The following is a 20,537-nucleotide window of genomic DNA, read 5'->3' as shown; positions in this document are numbered from 1 at the left end:
ATGACAAATAAATCCATAAAAAAATTCGCACAGTTACTTTAAACAACAACGAGGAGCTGTCATAAAAACCGACACCTCCTCAACCTTGAAAGAAAAGTAAAAAAATTTTTCTATATATAATAGTACAAATCAGTTACAGTAATTGACCGTAACGTTTGACGTATAAAACTTTAATGAACGCAACCAGTGCTAAATAAGCAACAATTGTCGGGATTAAATACAAGAAATAGCTTGGTGATAAACCGACAAATCCTAGTTCTGCACCGAAAGCGGTAAAGGGTAAAACAGTTCCGAGAACAATCCCTGCTGTAGTGACTAACGTCATAATTCCAGAAGCACTACTTTGAAGGAAAGGCATTTTTTCTGTTCGTAGGAAATGCAAGACGAGCATTTGGGACCATAAGGACTCAATGAACCATCCTGCATGGAAAATACCGATAAAGAGCAATTGATCTGCTCCATTTAATTCAAAGAATGAGCCACCTAGGATAGCCGGACACACAATGAAATACATAAATAAATAGGTAACAATATCAAAAATAGAACTCGTTGGACCAAACCAACGCATAAAATTACCAATTGATTTTGGTTCCCATTTTTTTGGTTTTTCTACGTATTCTTCATCTACTTTGTCCCAAGGAACTGACATACACGAAGTATCGTAAATTAGATTTAATAATAGCGATTGAATCGGAGCAATCGGTAAAAATGGTAAAAAGATACTTGCTGGGATCACGGAAAAAACATTGCCAAAATTAGAACTTGCTGTTAATTTGACGTACTTCATCGTGTTCGTAAACACGCGCCGTCCAGATAAAATTCCTTTTTCCAAAACCATTAAATCTTTTCTCAATAAAATTACATCCGCCGATTCTTTCGCCACATCGACAGCTGTATCAACAGAGATTCCTACATCAGCAGCACGCATTGCTCCAGCATCATTTATTCCATCACCTAAAAAGCCAACAGTTTGACCATTTTCAGTTAACGCATTTACAATACGAACTTTTTGGTCAGGCGTAATTTTGGCGAAAATATTATACGCTTGAACGGTTTTTCTTAATTCTTCTTGGTTTAATTGTTGAAGTTCATTTCCTGTAATAATTTTTTCGCCAGCCAGACCAACTTCTTTACAAACAGAATGTGTCACATACTGATTGTCCCCCGTTAATACTTTCACAGCTACATTATGTTGATGCAAGGCGTGAATAGCTGCCGCTGCTGTTTCTTTTGGCGGATCCAAGAAGGCAAGATAACCTTGTAAAATCAACTCTGATTCATCTTTAGTTGTATACTCCCATTCAGCCGTTTCGACTTTTTTATCGGCAATTGCTAGAACGCGCAAACCATCTCGATTTAAAGCTTCAACGTCTTTGGTAATTTTTTGACGCAGCGTCTCTGTTAAGGGCACAATTTCGCCATCTAAAAGTACCTGTGTGCAGACCAAGAGCATTTCTTCAACCGCACCTTTGGTAATTAAGCGTGTTTCTCGCGTTTTAAACTCTTTGATAATCACGCTCATTCGACGTCGATTGAAATCGAAAGGAATTTCATCTACTTTATAAAAATCATCTGATTGTATATCACTTTCTTGTGTCGCCGCTTGAATAACGGCGTTATCCATTAAATTACGCAAACCTGTTTGAAAATAACTGTTTAGAAATGCTAAATCCAAGACTTTTTGATCTTCTTGGCACCCAATATTATAGTGGTATTCTAAAATTACTTTATCTTGTGTTAAGGTACCTGTTTTATCCGTACAAAGTACATCCATCCCGCCAAAATTTTGAATGGCATTGACATTTTTCATAATCGTGCCTTCTTTAGCCATTTCTCGAGAACCTTTGACTAAATTGGTTGTTACAATCATAGGTAACATTTCTGGTGTCAAGCCGACAGCTGTGGCAATCGCAAACATTAACGCTTCCACCCAATCGCCTTTTGTTAACCCATTAATTAGAAAAACAGTTGGCGTAATGACCAACATAAAGCGAATCAGCACCCACGTTGTTTTATTAATTCCTGTTTCAAAACTTGTCTGCTGCTGCTCTTCTCCGTTATCAGAAGCCATCCGTCCGAATAAAGTTTGATTACCAACTTTAATGACAATGCCCAAACCAGTGCCACTAATGACATTTGTTCCTAAAAACAAAAGATTGTCGTATTCTGTATCAATTTGATCACTATCTTTTTGATGAGTCGCGTGTTTTTCAATGGGAAAACTCTCTCCAGTCAAGGATGATTGGGAAACAAATAAGTCCTTAGATTGGATTAAACGTAAATCGGCTGGAATCATATCGCCAGCGGATAGTTGGACTAAGTCGCCACACACAACTTCCTCAATAGGAATTTCCATTTGCTTCTTGTCACGAATGACTGTCGCTGTAACTTTAATCATATTTTGTAATTTTTCAACTGCATTGCTTGATTTGACTGATTGGACAAAACTCATCGTGCCGCTTAAGATGACCATTGCTAACATAATTAACACGCCAGTAACATCTTTTTCCTCTGGCGCAGCATAGACATATTCTGTAAAAAATGAAATTGTGGCTAGTGCTAATAACACCAAAGTAAACGGCGTGATATACGATTTTATAAAAAGTCGCAGCCGTGAAGCTTTTTTTTCATTCATAATTTTGTTGCGGCCATAACGTTCTTGTAATTCTTCAATATCTTGGTGTTTAATGCCATCCCAAGTTGAGCCGAAACGTTGTAAAACTTTTTCTACTTCTGAATGGGCAAACTTTTTGTAACTATAGTCATGGCCCAAGTGACGCATTTTCTTTTCCATTTTCTTTCACCTCATTTATCTGTTGTTGACTTGAATTGACGATCGGTTCATCTTCCATTTTCCTCACCCTTTCCACAAAAAAAGACACGCTGAAAACTCAACGTGTCAAAGAATAATCGTTCTTATCGTTGAGCTTTAGCACTATACAACGTAAAAAGCGATTGCTTTTAGCTACCTTAAGAAAAGCCTTCATTCGACAGTTCCTGTTCTACCCATTGGCGTCTCTCGACATTTTTGGGCAGTAGCCTATGTTTGTATAGGAGCCTCACCTAACAAATCTTATTTAATTACAACAGCAAGTATAATTCTTCCTTGAAAAAATAACGATATAGAAAAAGTTTTTAGCAGATAACTTTTTGTCCATTCAGTAACAAAAAGAAAAATAATCCGCTTATTTACTATGGTTTTCTGGTATGATTCGTATTTATTCATAGAATCATAACTGGTTAAATTAATCTAAAGACCGTCAGATAGCCTTGTCGAGAAGCTTTTCTTCTGCTATTTTTTGTATAGTTAAAGAAACGGCGGTGAGGAAAATGAAATTACAACAACTAGAATATTTTATGGCAGTTTCAAAGTATGCGAGTTTTACTTTAGCTTCTCAAAAGCTCCATACGAGTCAACCTTATTTAAGTACCCAGCTCAAGGAGTTGGAACGTGAATTAGGTGCTTCATTAATTTTAAGAGACAAGAAACATTGTCGGCTTTCTCCAGCAGGCGAAGTCGTCGCCAAGCGAACAGAAATGATTTTTGCACTCATTAAGGAAGCGCAAGAAGAGATTAATGAATTAGTGACCCAAGGATCGACAACGACCATTCGGATTGGAACAAACTTAATTGATATAGATAAAGCATTTGGAGAAGTCTTGTTGTTATTTAATCAATCCTATCCGTATGTAAGTATTGATTTTAAGTATTATTACGATCTTGAAACAGCCTTGGAAACAGATTTAATTGACATTGGGATTGGGATATTTTTGGATACCTCGATTCCATTAGAGAAAGAATTAATTTATACAGAAAGCTATCTCCTTTGTGTCAATAAAAATCATCCTTTAGCCCATGCCGATAGCGTGACGATTGACGAAATTCGTTCTTTACCTTTTGCTGCATATTCCGATCAAGTATATGAAAAAAAAGTGTTTAAACGTTGGGAACGTAAAATCAATTGGGAAAATCGGCAAATCGTCATCGAACTCCCTTCTCTTCATTTAGTCTTAGATATGGTCCAACGAGAAAAAGCCTGTAGCATCCTTCCCTATTCACTCACTGATGAACTAAACAGACGTAACTTAGTTGGTATTCCTCTGGAAGATAGTCCAGAACGAGCCATCTATTTAGTTCAGAATAATCATCACGGACATTGTGAAGCACACCGTTATTTATTCGAACAATTACGTTATTTATTCTAGGAATAGAAAAAGGAGGAATTCCCATGGAACTATTTCGTTTACATTATTTTTTAGAGTTATGCAAAGTGAAACAATTTACTAAAGCAGCCGAAAATTTAGCAATTTCTCAAGCTGCATTAAGTAAGCAAATAAAAATTCTTGAAGCAACGTTAGGCGCGGAACTTTTTAATCGCCAAGGCCAAACTACCACCTTAACACCAGCTGGATTAATTTTAGAAAAATATTGTTGGCGCATCACCAATGAGTTGGTCTCAATTGAAGAAGAGCTAAAAGAAATTAATCATTCTTCCAACCATATTTATGTAGCCACTTATCTCTGTGATTTAGAATATAAATTGAATGACTTACTAATGACAACATTAACGGATCGTTCATCCAACTTACAAGTCCACACTATTATTACAGAAAATATTCTTCAATCCTTGGAAACAATGGATGCAGATTTTGGTATTTCCTTTGCTGACTTACCATTACCTGAACATATTGGTAAAATTGATTTATTTACAGCAAATTATCAATTCATTTTAAGAAACGATCATCCAGCTTTGGCCAAAGCTACGACGGAAGAAATTTTAAAAGAACTAACAATGTACCCCTTCGTCCGTTTAAATACCGAATTTTCCGAGCAAAACAAATTAACCAATTGGCTAGATACTACGTTTTCTAATTTTTCTCCAGAGAAAGTCATTCAAGTGGATACTCTTTCACTTATTACTCACTTGGTGTCTCATTCCGATAGTTTCGCTATTGTCCCCGAATACACAAATATTCAACTTTTAGACAATTCGATTCATACACTAACTTACCAAGAACTACCTAAACGGAACATGGCAGTTTATTATTTAAAAGAACGTTACATGAGTCGACAACTTCAACAACTTTTGGCTGAATGCCAAAAACAATTTCAATAGTAAAAACCAAGACTAGAGCTTGTCGGCAAGCGAGTTCCAGTCTTGGTTTTTATTTGTGTTTTCAGGTAGCGGCTTCTCTTCCTTTGACAAATCCTAAAGAAGTGATAGCCATCACTAACGAAGTGCCTCCTTGACTTAAAAACGGAAGCGGAATACCTTTTAACGGCAACAGTCCAATCACCGCACCGATATTCTCCACCGTTTGAAAGACCAGCGAAAAAATGAGGGCGACACAGATGTACATACAGAAACGCGAATTGCTCCGCAAGCCAGCTACTAAAACTTGATAAAACAAGTAAAAATAGAGAAAAACAACAGTGGCACTGCCCACAAAGCCCCAGGCTTCCCCGATAAAAGTAAAAACCATATCAGACTCACGAACAGGAACATACACTTCAATCCCATGCACACCCTTGCCAAATAAACCACCCGAACCAATTGCCAATAAGCCTTGTACTTGTTGATAGGAGATTTTATCGACATAATCATAGGGATGAATCCATGCTAAAATTCGATCCAATTGATATTGTTTAAAATGTAAAAAGAAGAGTACTTTGTGCCCCCACTCTGTAAAGACTAACAGAATCAAGACCACGCCTAACGTTGCTAAAGCACTGAAAATAATGATTAAAATTTTGCGATCAATTCCTGAAATAACTAAAAGAGATAAAATAATCGTTACGAAAACAAGGGATGTCCCAAAATCTTTTTGTACCGCCATCAAGAAAAAAACAGGGACACTAACCGCAACGATTTTTTTTAGAAGTTGCTTGTCTGAACGCCATTTATCAGACCAGTCTTGTTGCTCATGTTGGACAATAATTTTTGCCAACATTAAAATAAACGCAATTTTCGCAATTTCTGATGGCTGAAATTTAATAAACCCTAAATCTAACCAGCGCTTTGTGCCCGTCAATAAATACATTCCTTTGTCATAGGAAAAATACAAAGCACTCATTAAGATTAATGAAAACCCATAGAAAAAAGGAGCTACTTTCCAAATAAATTTCTGTGACAGCCGACTAGCTAAAAACATGCCTGCATAGCCAACAAAAATAAAGAAAAGTTGTTTTAATGCTGGCACAGTTCCATCTTTTCCTTCATTAACGGCAATCCAATATTGCACACCAGAAGATAAAAGTGTGAGTAAAAAAATGGGCAATAATAAATCATAATTAAGATGTAAGTTGAATTTTTTTGTATTGACCATTTAACTGCCGCCTTTCGTTTGCAATAATTTTAATGACGATTCCTAATGCCACTGAAAAGATTAAATAACTTGTCCCACCGTAACTAACAAACGGTAAAGGAATTCCCGTCATTGGAATCAAACCCAAAACGCCACCAATGTTAATCGCCGTTTGAGCTAAAATCAAGGTCCCGACCCCTAACAAAAACAAGCCGTAACAATGATTCTTTATTACACAACTACTCCGCAAAATCGAGGCCGCTAAAAATAACAAAAGAAATAGCAATAGTAAGCCGCCAATCAAACCAAGTTCTTCCACAATCACCGCAAAGATAAAATCGGTTTGACCTTCTGGCAAGCCACCTTTTTTTACCATACCATTGGCTAGTCCAGTGCCCCAAAATCCACCATTATACATTGCTAAATAGGCCATTGAAGGCTGAAATCCGCGATCATGAAAGGATAAAAACGGATTTTTCAAAACAACTAAGCGGTCATACACATGCGCAAAAAAATGTGGTAAGTACTGGTGATCGCCTAGAAAAATAATTATTTTAGAAAGAAGCGCCGCGCTAGCAACGACAATCCCCGCAGCAATTACACTAAATTTTGCATGGATACTTGCTGAGAAAATCAAGACACTGCCAATAACTAAAATAAGAATAGCCCCGCCAACTTTGGGTTGGATCAAAACTAAAAATGCAACGACCAAAACAAACAGCCATTGTTTCCTTAACTGCTTCGTTGTCAAGCCATTTTCTTTTTCACCTAAATAACAACTCAAGTAATAAATAATCGCAAAATTACAAAGCTCTGATGGCTGAAATTGGATTCCAAAGAGAGAAATCCAACGTTGTGCGCCATTCGCTGCTACACCAAAAAAAGGTAGTCGAACCATTAACAGTAATAGTACCGAAACTAAAAGCAGTCCAATCGCAATTTTTTTATTAAATAACACTTCTAGTCGAACTTTGTAGATCACGAACATTAGCACCCAGCTGAGACACATAATAATACCTTGTTTAATAAACACAGCAGTGGGCTTCACGCCTTGCATCAGCAAGTCATAGCTACTGGCGCTATAAATCATTAACGCGCCAATAATACTTAATATAATAAAGGTCAAAAGAATTTTTGTTAGACCTAAAGTACGTAGATTCATTCTCTCACCTCTATCTTTTTCTAATTAAATCAATCTTACCAGTCTGAGTTAGAAAACAAATAGAGAGTTTTTTATAGAACTATTACTAAGCTTACATAACAAAAAGTAGCTAGACTTGGTTCATTTCACCTAGTTTCGCTACTTTTAAAAAAAGCCATTTATATAATTTTTGTGTGTTGCTCACATTTCTGATAAATTTTTCCAAACTTATCTCTTTCTAAATACTGATAATCTACTAAATACCGTCTCAAAAGTGCATAATCTTCATAGATTTCTCTAAGTCGCTGATTGACTTCTTTTTCCGTATATTCTTTCCCAAATTCAAATTGGTTGGCCACACGTTGAAACACTTGGACTTTTTTCGCATTTTTCTTGGGAATAACCAGCAACTTTCCTTCTTTAAAAAAATTTTCAACCATGTTCATTCTCCTTTTTTGTTTTGACTATTGTTTAGAAAATTGATGATTCAGTTTTTCTTTCTGTTTATCAGTCCATTTGCCAGCGACTTCATTGACAATTGTTTCAGCAAAATCGCCTACTTTTTCTCCCGTAATATTTTTGATAGGTGTTCCGTTAGCAGCTCCTTCTTCAAACAAATCAAGTAAATCAGTCAACGCATTGAACATATTGGCTCCGCTATGATCTGAAAAATGCCATGCATATTTTTCAATTTCTTGAAATACTTGTCGATACTCTGCTGGTAATGCTGCAATCCGTCGTTTATATTCTTTGTACTCTTTTTTATCCCCCACAACTTTTTTGATCAACGCTTTAAAATCTGACATGCTCTATCCCTCCATTTTTTTCATCTTGTTTACTTGTTTTGAAAGCAACGTCCACCGCTGCCAAAAATCAGCGAGTTCTGCTTCTCCTGATGAGGTTAAGCGATAGAACTTCCGCATTGGTCCTTTTTCTGAAGGCTTTTTTTCAGCTATAACCCATTGATTTTTTTCTAAACGCAGTAAAATCGTATAAACGGTTCCTTCAACAATTTCAGTAAACCCTTGGTCATTTAAAATTTTTGTAATTTCATAACCATATGTTTCTTTCCTTTGGATGATGGCTAAAACTAAACCTTCTAAAATGCCTTTTAGCAACTCTGTCTGCTTCACTGCTTTTCCTCCCTAAACTACTCTTTAGTACTATGTACCACTACATAATAATACTGAGTACCGGTTCTGTCAACTACTTTGTAATAAAAAGTAGTAAAGACGCGACAACCACCAGTACTTAACTAGTAGTTGTCGCGTCTTATTATTCTTTATTCATTTATTCCGAGTTCTGCTTCAAAGGCTTCTAATTCTGCAGGGTGTGTTTCTGGATAAGCAAAGCATGTTGAAAAATGCCACTCCCCACCACTTGTGCCAAAATAACCTGGCAGTAATTCCAAAGCCAATAATGCTTCTGATGTTTCTTTTTCCGGTAACGTAATCTGAAAAGTAGTCGCTGGAACAAAACCGAACTTCGTATAGTAAGTTGGATGGCCCAGGATAATCAATCCGCCGATGCCTAATTCTTTGGCCTTCTGAACAGAATGCTTAATTAACGCTGAGCCTACGCCCGTGTTCTGTGCTTCTGGATGGACACTTAGCGGCCCAACGGTCAAAACAGCCTTTTCTGTATGATCAGGTAATCGTAGTTTGGCTTTTGAAGACATAATATGACCCGTTAATTTTCCTTGATCAGTTTCTGAAACTAAGGACAACTCCGGAATAAAGTCGGCACTTTCTCTTAATAAATGCACGATAAAATGCTCTGTGGGACGCCAGTTTTCGGTCAAGTTTAATTCCTTGAACGCTTGATACGTTAAACGCTCTACAGCTTGATACTCTGCAGGTTTTTCTTGACGAATCTTCATTATTTGTCCTCAGATTGTTGGAAATAGTCAGCCGTATCTCGTTCATCTTGTTTTAATTGGTCGATCAAGGCTTCAGCCCCATTGAATTTCACTTGGTCACGTAAATAATGATTCCAACGAACCACCACTTGCTCACCATAGATGTCTTGATGGAAGTCCAAAATATAGACTTCCACGGTTAAATCGCGTCCTTCTCCAAAGGTGTCATTATGACCAATTGAGCCCATGCCGACATACCATTTGCCACCGACTTCGATTTGCACAGCATAGACGCCAATTCTTGGTAAGCGCACGGTGCTTTTTACTTTGACATTAGCGGTCGGGAAACCCAATAAACGGCCACGAGCATCGCCATGGACAACTGTTCCTTCTGTTTCATAAATATATCCTAACAACTCCGTGACCTCCTCCATTTCGCCGGCTTCCATTTTTTCGCGAATTCTTGTTGAGCTAATTTTGGCACCAGTCATTTCTTCTTTTGGTACTGTCACCACTTCAAAACGGCCTTGCGCATAAGTTGGTAACTGTTTGACTCCAGCGATTTCTTTAGGACCATACGTATAATCAAACCCAGAGACTGCCACTGCACTATTTAAATTAACGATATACTGATCGACAAAATCTTGCGGTTTTAATTGAGCAAACGCTGAAGTAAATTCGACAATATATAAAATATCAACGCCCAAGTTGGCCATTAGGCGTTCTTTTTGTTCCAAGCTAGTTAAATATTTCATATTTTCTGGTAAAACTTTTTGAAAAACGATTGATGGGTGTTGGTTGAAGGTCATCACAGCTAACTTCAAGCCTTTTTCCTCAGCAATCTTTTTACCTGTTTCAATTACTTTTTGGTGGCCTTTGTGAACACCGTCAAAGAAGCCTAGGACCATCACGACTTCTTCATTAGGAATTTGATTGGGTTCATAGGGATGATGTAGTTGAATAACTTGCATGTGCAAAAACTTCCTTCTTTTTTATTTAATTATTCCGTAGAACTTTACTTGGTTTCAATAATTTATCATGCGTTGGGTGTGGCATGTATAAACTAACCACTTGATTTTGGTAAAATAAGGCAACTAAGGATTCTGGCATTGCCTTTATTCCTAATTCTTTTTTGTGCAAACGCATGCCATTTTTTACTTTTTGATACAATTCATCTGATAAATCAATTCGTGGGAATTGTTCTACTGCTGTCTCAATGGGCAACAGGCATTGATCGATTGTTTCAGCAGCCATTTGTTTGGCTACTTCTTCTAACGTTAAGCATTGCGCAGCTTGCAAACCGCCACTTGCCGTTCTCGTTAAATCCGACATATGGGCAGGATAGCCTAATTTTTTGCCAGTATCCACGGATAGTGTCCGCACATAGGTTCCTTTGCCACAGACCACTTTAAACCGCCAACTTTGTGTTTGAGCAGATTCATTAAAAATTGGTTCACTAGTACGTTCAAATGAATAAATCGTAGCTTTTCGTTGGGGCCGTTCAACTTCTTCCCCGTTCCGGGCATATTCATATAAACGTTTACCATTGACTTTCACCGCAGAAAACATCGGTGGGATTTGTGTGATTTCACCTGTCATTTCGGCCATTGCTTGATCAATTTGTTCAGTTGATAGAGGTGTTGTAACTGGTTTTTTTTCAACAATTTCGCCACTAACATCTTCGGTTGTCGTAGCAAATCCAAGTGTAATTTCACCTTCATAGGTTTTGCCAGAATCTACCATGTATTCGATCACTTTCGTTCCTTTGCCAACGCAGATGGGTAAGACCCCTTCGACATCTGGATCTAGCGTACCACCATGACCAATTTTTTTGGTATGTAAAATTTTTCTCAATTTAAATACGCAGTCATGACTTGTCATGCCACGTTCTTTCCATAACGGTAAAATGCCGTCCATTATAGTTCCTCCAGTTCCGATAATACTAACTTTGTCATTATAGCATAAAAGTACCTAGCTTCGCAGTCTCCGTTGCTTATTCCCTTTGGCAAAATCTCTGTTAAATGCAAAAAAAGCCACAAACTCTGCTTTTATCAGAGTTTGTGGCTTTTTTTAGCTAGTAAATGATCCCCATGTATTCTGTGCGTTGCCATCGTTTGGTCCGATTGGCAAATAAATTCTCGCGCCTGTTGTATCTGTTCCACCAATAAAAACATACCCATCTGCAATATAAAACGCATCGTAATAAAAGCGAGTATTTTTGGGCCAGATACCATAAATGGGTGCTGACAGACTAGGTTGGCCCGCTCTTAAAACAATGCCTTCGTCCACACCAATTAGAAATGATTTCTTCGTTTGCGGGCGCCAAAGTTCAGCAATGTCGCCATCGTTCACATAGCCTAACAAATGTCCGCTATTTTCAATACGGTAAAGGTTTTGTCGGTCGGGTAATTTCGCTGTAATTGTTCCTACTTGTGTCCAAAGTGCCTCTGCTGATAGATGTTCATTGATTAAAGCATCTGGTGTTGGATAGATTGAAGTGAAACGAATTGCTTGTCCTACTTGATATTTTGGCGCATTAGGTTTACCTGGCTGAATAATGACAGTCTCACCTGTTTCAGAAACGCCCGTTTGTAAATCTTGTGCCAACTGCGCTTTACTAATCCCCCAACGCGCTAAATAACCATAAGGATCTGTATGATCTCCCCACCAATTTTTTGTAATCCAATCATGAGTGACTATGCCATAACCTGTTCCATCGTCCAGCGAAAAATCAGCACCAATGTTCTGAGCCAAATCACGGGCCAAATTAACATAGGCAGCATAATCTTTTTTAAACGTCGCCGCATTATTCGTTCGAGCCAATTCGATTTGCGCATAGGCTTTTTGATTAGCTAAAGAACCTGCGCCATATTGAATTTGGCCAGCAGGAGCTAATTGTTTCACTCGTCCACCAGATCCGACAAAATATGAGACATAAGCATTTGACCAATTTCGTTTCATATAGGCCACTTCATTGTCTAAACTGTGTGGTCCTAGGTTCCGCTCGTTTCCAGATTCATGTAAAACAATTAATTCATTGCTTGCAGAGCCGGGAAAATAAGTAAAGTTGATTGGATCCGCTTCGATGGTGTAAGCGCAAGCCGTCATCGGAATCGTTAAACTTAAGCCAATCACTAAAGCAAGTTGAATCATTAATTTTTTAAACATAGCATGCTCCTTTCTTAAAAAAGCCATGAAAGGAAAGTCAAAATAACTTCCCTTCCACGGCTTAAACCTGCAGATAAATGGCGGGACAGAAGTAATTTCTTCGGCAATCAGCCGAAAGTTCTACGTTTGTCCCGACCACTTCTACTTAATCATCTTTATTTTTTAACTGAATAAATAACTCTTTTAACTTTTTCGGCATAGGAATAAAGGTCGCAATGTTTTCAAAAAAAGAAAGTCCTTCGTTCGCAATGTAAAAAATCAGAACCATTTCCCGAATTGGCAAATTGTTCCCCACAACTTTTTCAACACGAACCGCTACAGCAACCACAAATAACATCGTCACTTTTTTCGCAATTCCGAGCATACCAATCCGACTGGACAATTCTTTTGTGGCGATTGCCTTAATCCAACCTGTGATGAAATCGACAATAATTAAAAAGAGGAAGACATCCAACAATTGATCTAATCCACCTAATAAACGTACGACAATCCCACCGAAAATGCTTAAAAGCATTGTTATTGTGTTGAGATAACGTTCCATAAAAAGTCTCCTAAACTAGCTTGTTATTTTGTCGGAAACGGATCGTCCGTGTACCAACTTCCTTGTAGGTAAATATTTCCAGCACGGTTAGCACCAAAAAGAATTCCTTGATTTCCCATCTCATATAAACCAGCACAATTCGGTTGAGGGAATGTATATTGCATAGCAGTTAACGCCAAATTCCATATTCCCTTTGTAATCTTCGTCGATAATGTATATCCTGTTGGAACAGTAAACACTTTAACCAAATTATTATTCAATTTCGTTGGATCACTCAAATTACATCTTACAAATGCATCGACACGATTTCCTACCCTAATTAATACAAATTTCATATTATCCTTATTAAAGGCCGCCTGATATTTTGCCTCGACTTCACCGACTCCACTAGCTTCATAAATGGCCATTCTAGAGGATTCCAAAGGCAAACCATTGACGGTTGGCATAGTTACAAAATTCTTCACCCCAGCAATCTCTTGATCACCTGTTTGTGTCACAGCTTGACCTTTAATCGCTTCCGCAACGTTTTTCGGGTGCATATATTTACTCGTTAAAGTTCCCGCGACTGCTTCGCTGTCTGATGCGAAGCCATAATTTTCTACATTGCCCAGCCCCACTTGTTCAGCGGTTACTTGATGCGGATTATCCTGATTTTCCACATGGGTCTTGAGTTGCTCTGCTTGAACAAAACCACTCTTCGCTAAAACCGCTTGGGCATCAACAGACAGACCAATATGAAGCCCCACGTAATCAACTTCTACGCTGGCTGGCGTCACCCCATTCGATGAATCTGTATAGCTCATTAAATAAATGAAACCTTCATCTGTGATAAAATTCTGATCATTGATTTGAATTGAAAAATCGCCGAACTCTTTTGCTGATTCTTGGATTTGAGTTACCCAATTATCCGTAGTTGGTAAATACGTAGCGATTTTAATCGTTTGATTATTGGGCGCAGCGGCTTTCACACGTTGATTAATCGTAAAAAATTGAACGTTCTGGCGAATAAATGCCACCGCCTCGTCAGTTGTGAATGTTTCAAACATTTGTGGAATTAATTTTTTTGCGGCTTCAACGAGATTGAAGGCCGCTAATTGTTGCGGAATCACACCGCTTTGGGTGGAACCTGTTTTCACACCCTCATCATCACGGCTGGCCATTTTATTGTAGTCCGCTTGGGAAACTTCCTCCCAAACGTCTGTTGGCTTCTTAAGAATTTTTGCCGTAAAATCAGTGGAATAACTGTTTGCATTGGTGGCTGTATTGCCGGCCGTTTTACCGTTAAAGTCTAACTTCATTTTGACAGTAGTTGGCTTAGCCAATAAAGAAATACTGTCTGCTTTTGTCATACGGTCATTCAAATCAATTTGAAGACGATTCGCTAAGGTAGCTTGTTTGATGCCTTGTGTATCTGTGCGTGCTTGGACAATTTCTGGATTACTATCACCCGCTTCTGCTACTAATTGATCGAAATCATTTCGTAAAGTATCAAATTCTTGTTTATTATTATTTGCCGTTGAAACTGCATTTCCTGCAATCGTGATTGCTGTTTTAGCATTGTTCATCGCTTGGTTGGCTGTTTCATTTGCTTGATTGCCTGCATCGGTGGCAATTTGTACGGCTTCTTTGCCAGCTTCATCTGCGATGTTTTTCGCTTCAGAAATTCCATTCGTTAACTGGACTTGGTAAGCATCTACTTTCTCAGCTGATGCATTCGACTGATCCAAGATTGCATTGATTTTAAGGCGACCTTGATTCAGGGTATCTAATTCTTCAATATGTTCTACTGACATTTCGTCACACTCCTCTAGTTTTCATTATTTTATTAAAACTGGCCACCCAATTGGGATTGAATATACACACGACAGATGACCGAAGCATCCAACCATAGTGGCTGATGAGAGAAAAATTGAAGCGTGTGATTGCCGCGTTCGATTTTTCCATCTGTTGTTTTTCGTAAATAACTCAAAATGTTTAGCCGTTGTTGTTGCAATGATAGTTGGGGTAATTTTTTGCCATCCACTACCAAATCAATGTTCGTTACAGAATGCGAAGGTCCTTTAGCAGTTGCCTTGAACGTTAATTCTGCGGTGTTTATATAAAGAATGTCCTCGTCAAAGTATAAATTCAGCTCCACTGGCTGTGTCTTGCTAAGTTCTCCTTGTATTGAACGATTTAAAAGTGTCGTCGCCCCTTGTGCGTAAGTTTCGCTAATCTCTTGTTTCCGACTGAAAGCTGTCATGGTACTATGAATTGTTTCTTGCAGATTTCCCAACTCTAGCTGAATGTCTTGGGGGGCACCAAAGACATCTTTTTTACTTTCTTTTTTGATACGAAGGTTGACACTCCCAAACTCATTCGTATTAATCATGATAACCGTGCCCAACCGCAAACGATCGATTGCTAAAGGTTGATCTGTTAATTTAATTAAATCAGCTGCAGTCACTACCCAAGAAACTTGTGGCTTGGTCCATTCTTCTAACATTCGCAAAGCATTTTCCTTTAATGCCTTGGGATCAGAAAAACGCTGTTCCACCCAAATTGACTCTAATAAACCATAGCGGTCAATTGCGGCCTTGTTCTCTAAATACGGAACCCCTTGATTGACCGAGCGAATATTGACTTTGTTAACACCTTCGCCTGAACCTAATGGATAAATCCGATTGATTAGCATCTTGGGATTACTTTCTATTTCAAATCCTTGCATGTTGTAACCTTCTTGAATTCGCGCAACTGGTTCTGTTGGCGGTTTGACTAATGAAATTTCAAAAGGATAGATCTCTGTATTCCATTGCCAAAGATATTCCTCTTCGAAATCGGCTGGGATGCTAAATAAAGGCTCGACTAGCCCGTTTTCATTCTCCCATTTATAGGTTAATTTCCTTGAAAAATCACATTTTTTTAGGACCCAATGCTTTGTTTTTTGTTTATTCAATAGAAATTGAATGGCCTCTTTCGTTGTTTTGTTTTTAATTTCGTGACAACCAAATAGGACAGTATCGCCTAAGGTACATAATGCTTCTGTAGCAGAGTAGTGAATTTGATTATTGTTCGCATCTTTCTTAATTGTGGTTGGCATCACGCGATATAAACCAATATATTCATTCTCATTATCGGTCAGTTCCACCCATTGCATTTCTGCAATAAATTCATTTTTAGGATCATCTAGTGGCATGGTAAAATCTAAACTGCCAATTTTATTCTCTATTTTTTCATAACTGACTTGATAGGCATTGTCCAAAATTGCCGTATATGTTCTTTTCAAATCCAATGCCATTAACATTTAATCACCCTCCTACACAAATCGGTTAGGATAGCGAATCGTCAAGCGGAAGTCGCTATCTTTGGCTTGAATATACAGCGGTTCATTAGGATATAGATAAAAATCGTTCATTGGTCGAATCATCGGTGCACCATTTTTTGTCAGATAAAAATTTTCAGTATCAATGATAATTTCCGAACGATCAAAATCTCCTAAGTTAATTGTATCGTTCCGTGTTTTAATCCAAACACCACGTCCGGTTCCTGTTAAAATAATGGTCGGTTTGACTTTTAATCCTTCAACCGTAGGATAAATTTCAATTGGCCGAACTTCTTTGCCTAAATCCCCCATCGTGTAAGCCCGATTTTGAAAGGTAATCATGGTTGATCCCCAATAAGCCCCGCCTTCAATTAAAATTGGAAAATCAACTGCACCTGAACCTGTATTCCCCATTAAGTAATTTGCTTGAAATGTAATGGTTGGCGAACCCCACATCACACTAGTCGCATCACTCCGTGTGTATTTATACGGATCAGAAAGCAATAAAGTAAAGGTGCCTGTTACTTGGTTAACACCTTCGGGTACATCACTCACTGAAGACTTACTGCCAAACCACAGCATTTCCGGTTCATCGTTAAACCAAATAGAAACGTCTTTTTCCGTAAACAAAGCAACGTTTAAATGATTAAATGCATCTCGAAACGCTTCATTATTCACAGCTGAGAGCCGATATTTGACTGTTAATTCTCGTTCTGGAATTCGCGCATAAACGTGACGTTTACCATCACGAATCCCTAATTGATAGCTTTCAATTTCGCTTGGAACTAATTCTCGTCCTGAAACTGATAATGTTTGATAACCAGGGATGACTTTTTCTAAAAATTGGCCGTTAAAATTCAACGCTTCTGAAGGAAGAGGCGTTGAATGAGTTGCTTGATTGGTATCAACAAATTTATACATGTTATCCTCTCCTTCCTAAGCGGTTATTTTGTTTCACTTGTTGTCGTTGTAACTCTGTTGCTAAATAAGGCGCCGTAGTTGCTGCGACAACTTTTCCATCTAACGTTGACTCTACTGTCACAAATAATGGTCGATTGTATGCATCATTTTCTAAACGATGGTCAATCGTTGCCGTGAAGTTTCCTCGACCAGCTAAGTCCAAGGCAAAATCATTTAACAGCGGTAAATCTAAAATAGAAGCCATTGCTCTACTAACGGCTGTTTCGCCTGCATAAATCCCCGTGGCAATCGTGCCGCCGAAATTCAATTTATGCAAATCAGATAAGGGACCTTCTTTTGCTGGTGAAAATGGTAAAAAGTTACGAATTTTACTGACGACCCCATCGATTGCTTCTTTGGCTTTTCCAATTGCGCCTGTAATTCCATCAGCAATCATACCGACAATATTCGCACCGGCATCGGTGAATTTTGAAAACCAACCTTGGATTGCTTGCCAAGCACCTTCAATTACAGAACCAATGGCAGTTTTTACCTGATCGGCTGCATTGGTAACCCCATTTTTGATATTTTCAACTAACTGTCCGCCCGAAGCTAACAGTTGACCAAAATAAGAACCAATCTTCGTGATCATTTGTGAGATTAATGTTCCTGCTGCGGACAGCAAGGCACCCAATAGACTGAGTACACCATTAATTAAGGCTTGAATCAGTTGAATCCCAGCACTTAACAACTGTGGCAACGCATTGATTAACGCACCCATTAAAGCGGTAATGAGCGTAATTGCTGCAGTAACCAGTTGCGGTAAAATTGAAATAATCCCTTGGATCAAAGCCATTAGCAATTTGACACCTGCGCTGATGATTTGTGGCAAGGCACCAATTAAGGCATTTACCAATGTCAAAATTAAGGTAATAGCTGCCGCAACTAAGGTTGGTAAAATCGAAATAATTCCTTGAATTAACGCCATTAACAATTTGACACCTGCGCTGATAATCTGTGGTAAGGCACCTATCAACGCTGTCACTAACGCTAGAATAATCGTCAGCGCTGATTGAATTAACTGAGGTAAAATCGTCATAACCCCAGTGATTAATGCCATCAAAATTTGTAAACCAGCAGTCAAAATCAACGGTAACAAAGTAACAAATGCATTGACTAAGGCCGTGATAATTGAAACACCTGCTGTAACTAGCATTGGTAACGCTGTGACAAAAGCTGTCACTAATGTAGTGATGATATTAATCGCTGCAGTTGTAATTGTTGGCAAGGCGGTGACAATCGCATTAACTAAAGTCATTAATAAGCTCAAACCAACTTCTATCAACATTGGTAAGACTGTTGTAATCCCCTGAATCAACGTAGTAATAATTTGTGTTGCCGCTTCAATTAAGACTGGCAAATTGGCAACGATCGCACCAACAATTAACGTAATTAAACTAGATAACGCGGTTACGATGCTTGGAATAGCTTCTGTTATTTTCCCGAGAATACTGGTTAAGACGGTTGTAAAAAGTTGTATAACTTTCGGTAGATTAGCCGCAAGCATTGTTGTAACCGATGTAATCGTGTTACCTAAATTATCAAAGACTTGGGTAATACCACCTGCACTCAAATCACCGGTTTTCATCCAGGCCGTCACGAATGAAACAATCAAGGAAATAATTAGACCAAACGGCCCAGAAATTCCTAATGCAGCCAGTGCAACCTTTGTCAGAACTTTTACCAAAAGACCAACCGCTAAACCAGCTTTGTCAAAGGTGCCACCAAATTGCCCTAATAAGTTACTACCTAATTGCAAACCGCTGGCAAAAACGCCTGCTAGCACACGACCAATTGTTGAAAAAATAGTCGCCATTTTCTCTAAGCCTACTGCAAAAAATTGTTTAAAAACTGCCATTACTTGCTGAAAGGCCGGCTGGATCTGTTGTAGCAATCCTACCAATTTGCCAAACGCCGCTGAAACAGCTCCTTGAATGGCACTAGCTAAGCTATTGATACTATTTCTAAATGTTTCATTGGTTTTATAGAAATAAATAAACGCTGCTACCGCTGCTAAAACGGCTGCTACAATTAAAATTAATGGTCCTCCACCTAAGGCACTAAAACTAGCACTTAGTTTTGATAAGCCACCACCTAACTTCCCAATGTTTCCTTGTACAAGAGCCAAACCAGCACTAAACTGTTGAAATTTTTGCTGAGCCATCGTTACCATAATCAACATGGGGCCAATGGCGGCTAAAATGCCCATAATGGCAACAATAAAAACTTGGACGGGTTTTGGTAATTTGATAAATAAATTCACCAAAGCTGTAATGCCTTTGACGACTGTGATAACCACTTGAACCAAAATTTCCATTCCTGGAGCCATCACGCTTTGAATCACTTGTGCTGCCGCTTCAAATGATTGATTCATCTGAGTCAATGCCCCTTGCAACTCGCCCTGCAATGAATCAGAAATCCCTCCTGCACTAGCCATAATCAGTCCTTGCATTCCTTGAAATTCGCCACTGACCCCAGCACCGACGCCCATAGCTGTTTTTAAAACGTTCAGCATAGGTAAGGAAACGGCACTAGTCATGGCCGTCCCAAAGCTCAGCATATTATTTTGTGCATTAGTAAAGCCATCAGAGGTTTCTTTCCCCGCTTTTTTAGCTGCTTCACCGGCTTGTTCAGCAGAATCTGTTAACGCTGTGTTCATTTGATCTGCTGCCTTTGCTGTTTCGTCTCCTGTTTTTTTCACTGTTTCTCCAGATTGTTGCATGACGGTTTTAAATGTGTTCATGACCGTGGCTGACTGATTGACACCCGCACTAATTTTCCCTAAATATCCACTTAATAAGGCATACTCACCGCTCATACTTTTTAATGCTTGTTGGACGCCTGCAAGGCTTTTCTTTGCCTCCGACAACGGCGTTTTTTCTTTGTCATTCTCCATCTACTCTCCTCCCTTCTCGATAGCGGCGTAGACGCTCTGCCACAGTGGCAAGTTGCGTTTTTTTCCGCTCATTTAATTTCGTTCGTTGTGGCTGGTTAGCTGCCAGAACTTCAGCAACTCGTTTTTCATAATCATAAAAACTTTTAAAGCTTTCAAAAACGGGTTTTCCTTTTTTGTTCGTCGCTTGCGCTTTAACATTTAAGTAGGCAAGCTCGTGCCTTTTCCGCTCTTCATCTACTTCTGCTAAATTAAAAGCAATCATTCGTAATTCAAATTCAGACATGGTCATCCGATCCACTTCTTCAAATGAATGACAGCCTAAGTAGCGAAAAGCAGAAAGAGCGATGTCGTGATACACGTCATCGC

Annotated in this window: 18 protein-coding genes and 1 riboswitch; of the genes, 2 read left to right on the top strand and 16 right to left on the bottom strand. The window is 38.6% G+C overall.

What is annotated here, in order from left to right; genetic code table 11:
- Window positions 1–133: 133 nt before the first annotated feature.
- A complete protein-coding gene (gene mgtA / locus IGJ46_RS05270; RefSeq protein ID WP_002397224.1) occupies window positions 134–2,794 on the bottom strand; it encodes a magnesium-translocating P-type ATPase in 2,661 nt (886 codons plus the stop codon).
- A gap of 113 nt (window positions 2,795–2,907) precedes the next feature.
- Window positions 2,908–3,078: riboswitch (M-box (ykoK) riboswitch) on the bottom strand.
- 252 nt (window positions 3,079–3,330) lie between these two features.
- Between mgtA and IGJ46_RS05265 the strand changes: the two genes are divergently transcribed.
- On the top strand, window positions 3,331–4,206 hold the full coding sequence (locus IGJ46_RS05265) for a LysR family transcriptional regulator (RefSeq protein ID WP_002382245.1): 876 nt from the start codon (window positions 3,331–3,333) through the stop codon (window positions 4,204–4,206).
- 23 nt (window positions 4,207–4,229) lie between these two features.
- Window positions 4,230–5,117 carry a LysR family transcriptional regulator gene (locus IGJ46_RS05260; RefSeq protein ID WP_002357832.1) on the top strand — a complete coding sequence of 296 codons (888 nt, stop codon included), beginning with the start codon at window positions 4,230–4,232 and terminating at the stop codon, window positions 5,115–5,117.
- Window positions 5,118–5,178: 61 nt separating this feature from the next.
- On the opposite strand, the gene IGJ46_RS05255 is transcribed toward IGJ46_RS05260, so the two are convergent.
- From IGJ46_RS05255 to IGJ46_RS05185, 15 genes are all read right to left on the bottom strand, one after another.
- On the bottom strand, window positions 5,179–6,327 hold the full coding sequence (locus IGJ46_RS05255) for an FtsW/RodA/SpoVE family cell cycle protein (protein WP_002357833.1): 1,149 nt from the start codon (window positions 6,325–6,327) through the stop codon (window positions 5,179–5,181).
- Window positions 6,293–7,468: an FtsW/RodA/SpoVE family cell cycle protein gene (locus IGJ46_RS05250; RefSeq protein WP_002377695.1), complete on the bottom strand. Its 1,176-nt coding sequence runs from the start codon at window positions 7,466–7,468 to the stop codon at window positions 6,293–6,295. Before IGJ46_RS05250 ends, IGJ46_RS05255 begins: the two co-directional genes overlap by 35 nt.
- Window positions 7,469–7,626: 158 nt before the next feature.
- Entirely contained in the window at window positions 7,627–7,887 is a 261-nt protein-coding gene (locus tag IGJ46_RS05245) for a DUF2087 domain-containing protein (RefSeq protein WP_002360471.1), read from the bottom strand.
- Between the two features lie 24 nt (window positions 7,888–7,911).
- On the bottom strand, window positions 7,912–8,253 hold the full coding sequence (locus tag IGJ46_RS05240) for a DUF1048 domain-containing protein (RefSeq protein ID WP_002361700.1): 342 nt from the start codon (window positions 8,251–8,253) through the stop codon (window positions 7,912–7,914).
- Window positions 8,254–8,256: 3 nt separating this feature from the next.
- Window positions 8,257–8,580, bottom strand: a complete 324-nt coding sequence (locus IGJ46_RS05235; protein WP_002357837.1) for a PadR family transcriptional regulator — start codon at window positions 8,578–8,580, stop codon at window positions 8,257–8,259.
- 149 nt (window positions 8,581–8,729) lie between these two features.
- A complete protein-coding gene (locus tag IGJ46_RS05230) occupies window positions 8,730–9,326 on the bottom strand; it encodes a GNAT family N-acetyltransferase (RefSeq protein ID WP_002361699.1) in 597 nt (198 codons plus the stop codon).
- On the bottom strand, window positions 9,326–10,276 hold the full coding sequence (ribF, locus tag IGJ46_RS05225) for a riboflavin biosynthesis protein RibF (protein ID WP_002363808.1): 951 nt from the start codon (window positions 10,274–10,276) through the stop codon (window positions 9,326–9,328). The genes IGJ46_RS05230 and ribF overlap by 1 nt, the downstream gene beginning before the upstream one ends.
- Before the next feature lie 25 nt (window positions 10,277–10,301).
- On the bottom strand, window positions 10,302–11,222 hold the full coding sequence (truB, locus tag IGJ46_RS05220) for a tRNA pseudouridine(55) synthase TruB (protein ID WP_002360476.1): 921 nt from the start codon (window positions 11,220–11,222) through the stop codon (window positions 10,302–10,304).
- Window positions 11,223–11,375: 153 nt separating this feature from the next.
- Window positions 11,376–12,500, bottom strand: coding sequence for an SH3 domain-containing protein (locus tag IGJ46_RS05215; protein WP_173961694.1), 1,125 nt, complete (start codon window positions 12,498–12,500; stop codon window positions 11,376–11,378).
- A 118-nt stretch (window positions 12,501–12,618) separates the two neighbouring features.
- Window positions 12,619–13,014, bottom strand: a complete 396-nt coding sequence (locus tag IGJ46_RS05210) for a phage holin family protein (RefSeq protein WP_002357842.1) — start codon at window positions 13,012–13,014, stop codon at window positions 12,619–12,621.
- A 23-nt stretch (window positions 13,015–13,037) separates the two neighbouring features.
- Window positions 13,038–14,807, bottom strand: coding sequence for a hypothetical protein (locus IGJ46_RS05205; RefSeq protein ID WP_218391524.1), 1,770 nt, complete (start codon window positions 14,805–14,807; stop codon window positions 13,038–13,040).
- 32 nt (window positions 14,808–14,839) lie between these two features.
- Window positions 14,840–16,297, bottom strand: coding sequence for a phage tail protein (locus IGJ46_RS05200; RefSeq protein ID WP_218391523.1), 1,458 nt, complete (start codon window positions 16,295–16,297; stop codon window positions 14,840–14,842).
- Window positions 16,298–16,309: 12 nt separating this feature from the next.
- Window positions 16,310–17,236 carry a distal tail protein Dit gene (locus IGJ46_RS05195; protein WP_002365553.1) on the bottom strand — a complete coding sequence of 309 codons (927 nt, stop codon included), beginning with the start codon at window positions 17,234–17,236 and terminating at the stop codon, window positions 16,310–16,312.
- 1 nt (window position 17,237) lies between these two features.
- Window positions 17,238–20,171 (bottom strand): phage tail protein, encoded by a 2,934-nt coding sequence (locus IGJ46_RS05190; protein WP_218391518.1) that lies wholly within the window; start codon window positions 20,169–20,171, stop codon window positions 17,238–17,240.
- Complete coding sequence (locus IGJ46_RS05185; protein ID WP_002365551.1) at window positions 20,161–20,529, bottom strand: hypothetical protein; 369 nt, start codon at window positions 20,527–20,529, stop codon at window positions 20,161–20,163. Before IGJ46_RS05185 ends, IGJ46_RS05190 begins: the two co-directional genes overlap by 11 nt.
- Window positions 20,530–20,537: the final 8 nt, after the last annotated feature.

The sequence above is a fragment of the Enterococcus sp. AZ120 genome (assembly GCF_050546165.1).
In the GTDB taxonomy this organism is placed as follows: Bacteria; Bacillota; Bacilli; order Lactobacillales; family Enterococcaceae; genus Enterococcus; species Enterococcus faecalis.
The sequence above is the reverse complement of the archived record's forward strand: the minus strand, read 5'-3'. Positions and strand labels throughout refer to the sequence as shown.

What these genes read in the sequence shown, in the direction of transcription:
- IGJ46_RS05190 (WP_218391518.1), bottom strand. Translation starts at nt 20,171, where the DNA reads ATGGAGAATGACAAAGAAAAAACGCCGTTGTCGGAGGCAAAGAAAAGC.
- IGJ46_RS05260 (WP_002357832.1), top strand. Translation starts at nt 4,230, where the DNA reads ATGGAACTATTTCGTTTACATTATTTTTTAGAGTTATGCAAAGTGAAA.
- mgtA (WP_002397224.1), bottom strand. Translation starts at nt 2,794, where the DNA reads ATGGAAAAGAAAATGCGTCACTTGGGCCATGACTATAGTTACAAAAAG.
- IGJ46_RS05200 (WP_218391523.1), bottom strand. Translation starts at nt 16,297, where the DNA reads ATGTTAATGGCATTGGATTTGAAAAGAACATATACGGCAATTTTGGAC.
- IGJ46_RS05230 (WP_002361699.1), bottom strand. Translation starts at nt 9,326, where the DNA reads ATGAAGATTCGTCAAGAAAAACCTGCAGAGTATCAAGCTGTAGAGCGT.
- IGJ46_RS05265 (WP_002382245.1), top strand. Translation starts at nt 3,331, where the DNA reads ATGAAATTACAACAACTAGAATATTTTATGGCAGTTTCAAAGTATGCG.
- IGJ46_RS05255 (WP_002357833.1), bottom strand. Translation starts at nt 6,327, where the DNA reads ATGGTCAATACAAAAAAATTCAACTTACATCTTAATTATGATTTATTA.
- IGJ46_RS05210 (WP_002357842.1), bottom strand. Translation starts at nt 13,014, where the DNA reads ATGGAACGTTATCTCAACACAATAACAATGCTTTTAAGCATTTTCGGT.
- IGJ46_RS05240 (WP_002361700.1), bottom strand. Translation starts at nt 8,253, where the DNA reads ATGTCAGATTTTAAAGCGTTGATCAAAAAAGTTGTGGGGGATAAAAAA.
- IGJ46_RS05205 (WP_218391524.1), bottom strand. Translation starts at nt 14,807, where the DNA reads ATGTCAGTAGAACATATTGAAGAATTAGATACCCTGAATCAAGGTCGC.
- IGJ46_RS05215 (WP_173961694.1), bottom strand. Translation starts at nt 12,500, where the DNA reads ATGGCTTTTTTAAGAAAGGAGCATGCTATGTTTAAAAAATTAATGATT.
- IGJ46_RS05245 (WP_002360471.1), bottom strand. Translation starts at nt 7,887, where the DNA reads ATGGTTGAAAATTTTTTTAAAGAAGGAAAGTTGCTGGTTATTCCCAAG.
- truB (WP_002360476.1), bottom strand. Translation starts at nt 11,222, where the DNA reads ATGGACGGCATTTTACCGTTATGGAAAGAACGTGGCATGACAAGTCAT.
- IGJ46_RS05250 (WP_002377695.1), bottom strand. Translation starts at nt 7,468, where the DNA reads ATGAATCTACGTACTTTAGGTCTAACAAAAATTCTTTTGACCTTTATT.
- ribF (WP_002363808.1), bottom strand. Translation starts at nt 10,276, where the DNA reads ATGCAAGTTATTCAACTACATCATCCCTATGAACCCAATCAAATTCCT.
- IGJ46_RS05195 (WP_002365553.1), bottom strand. Translation starts at nt 17,236, where the DNA reads ATGTATAAATTTGTTGATACCAATCAAGCAACTCATTCAACGCCTCTT.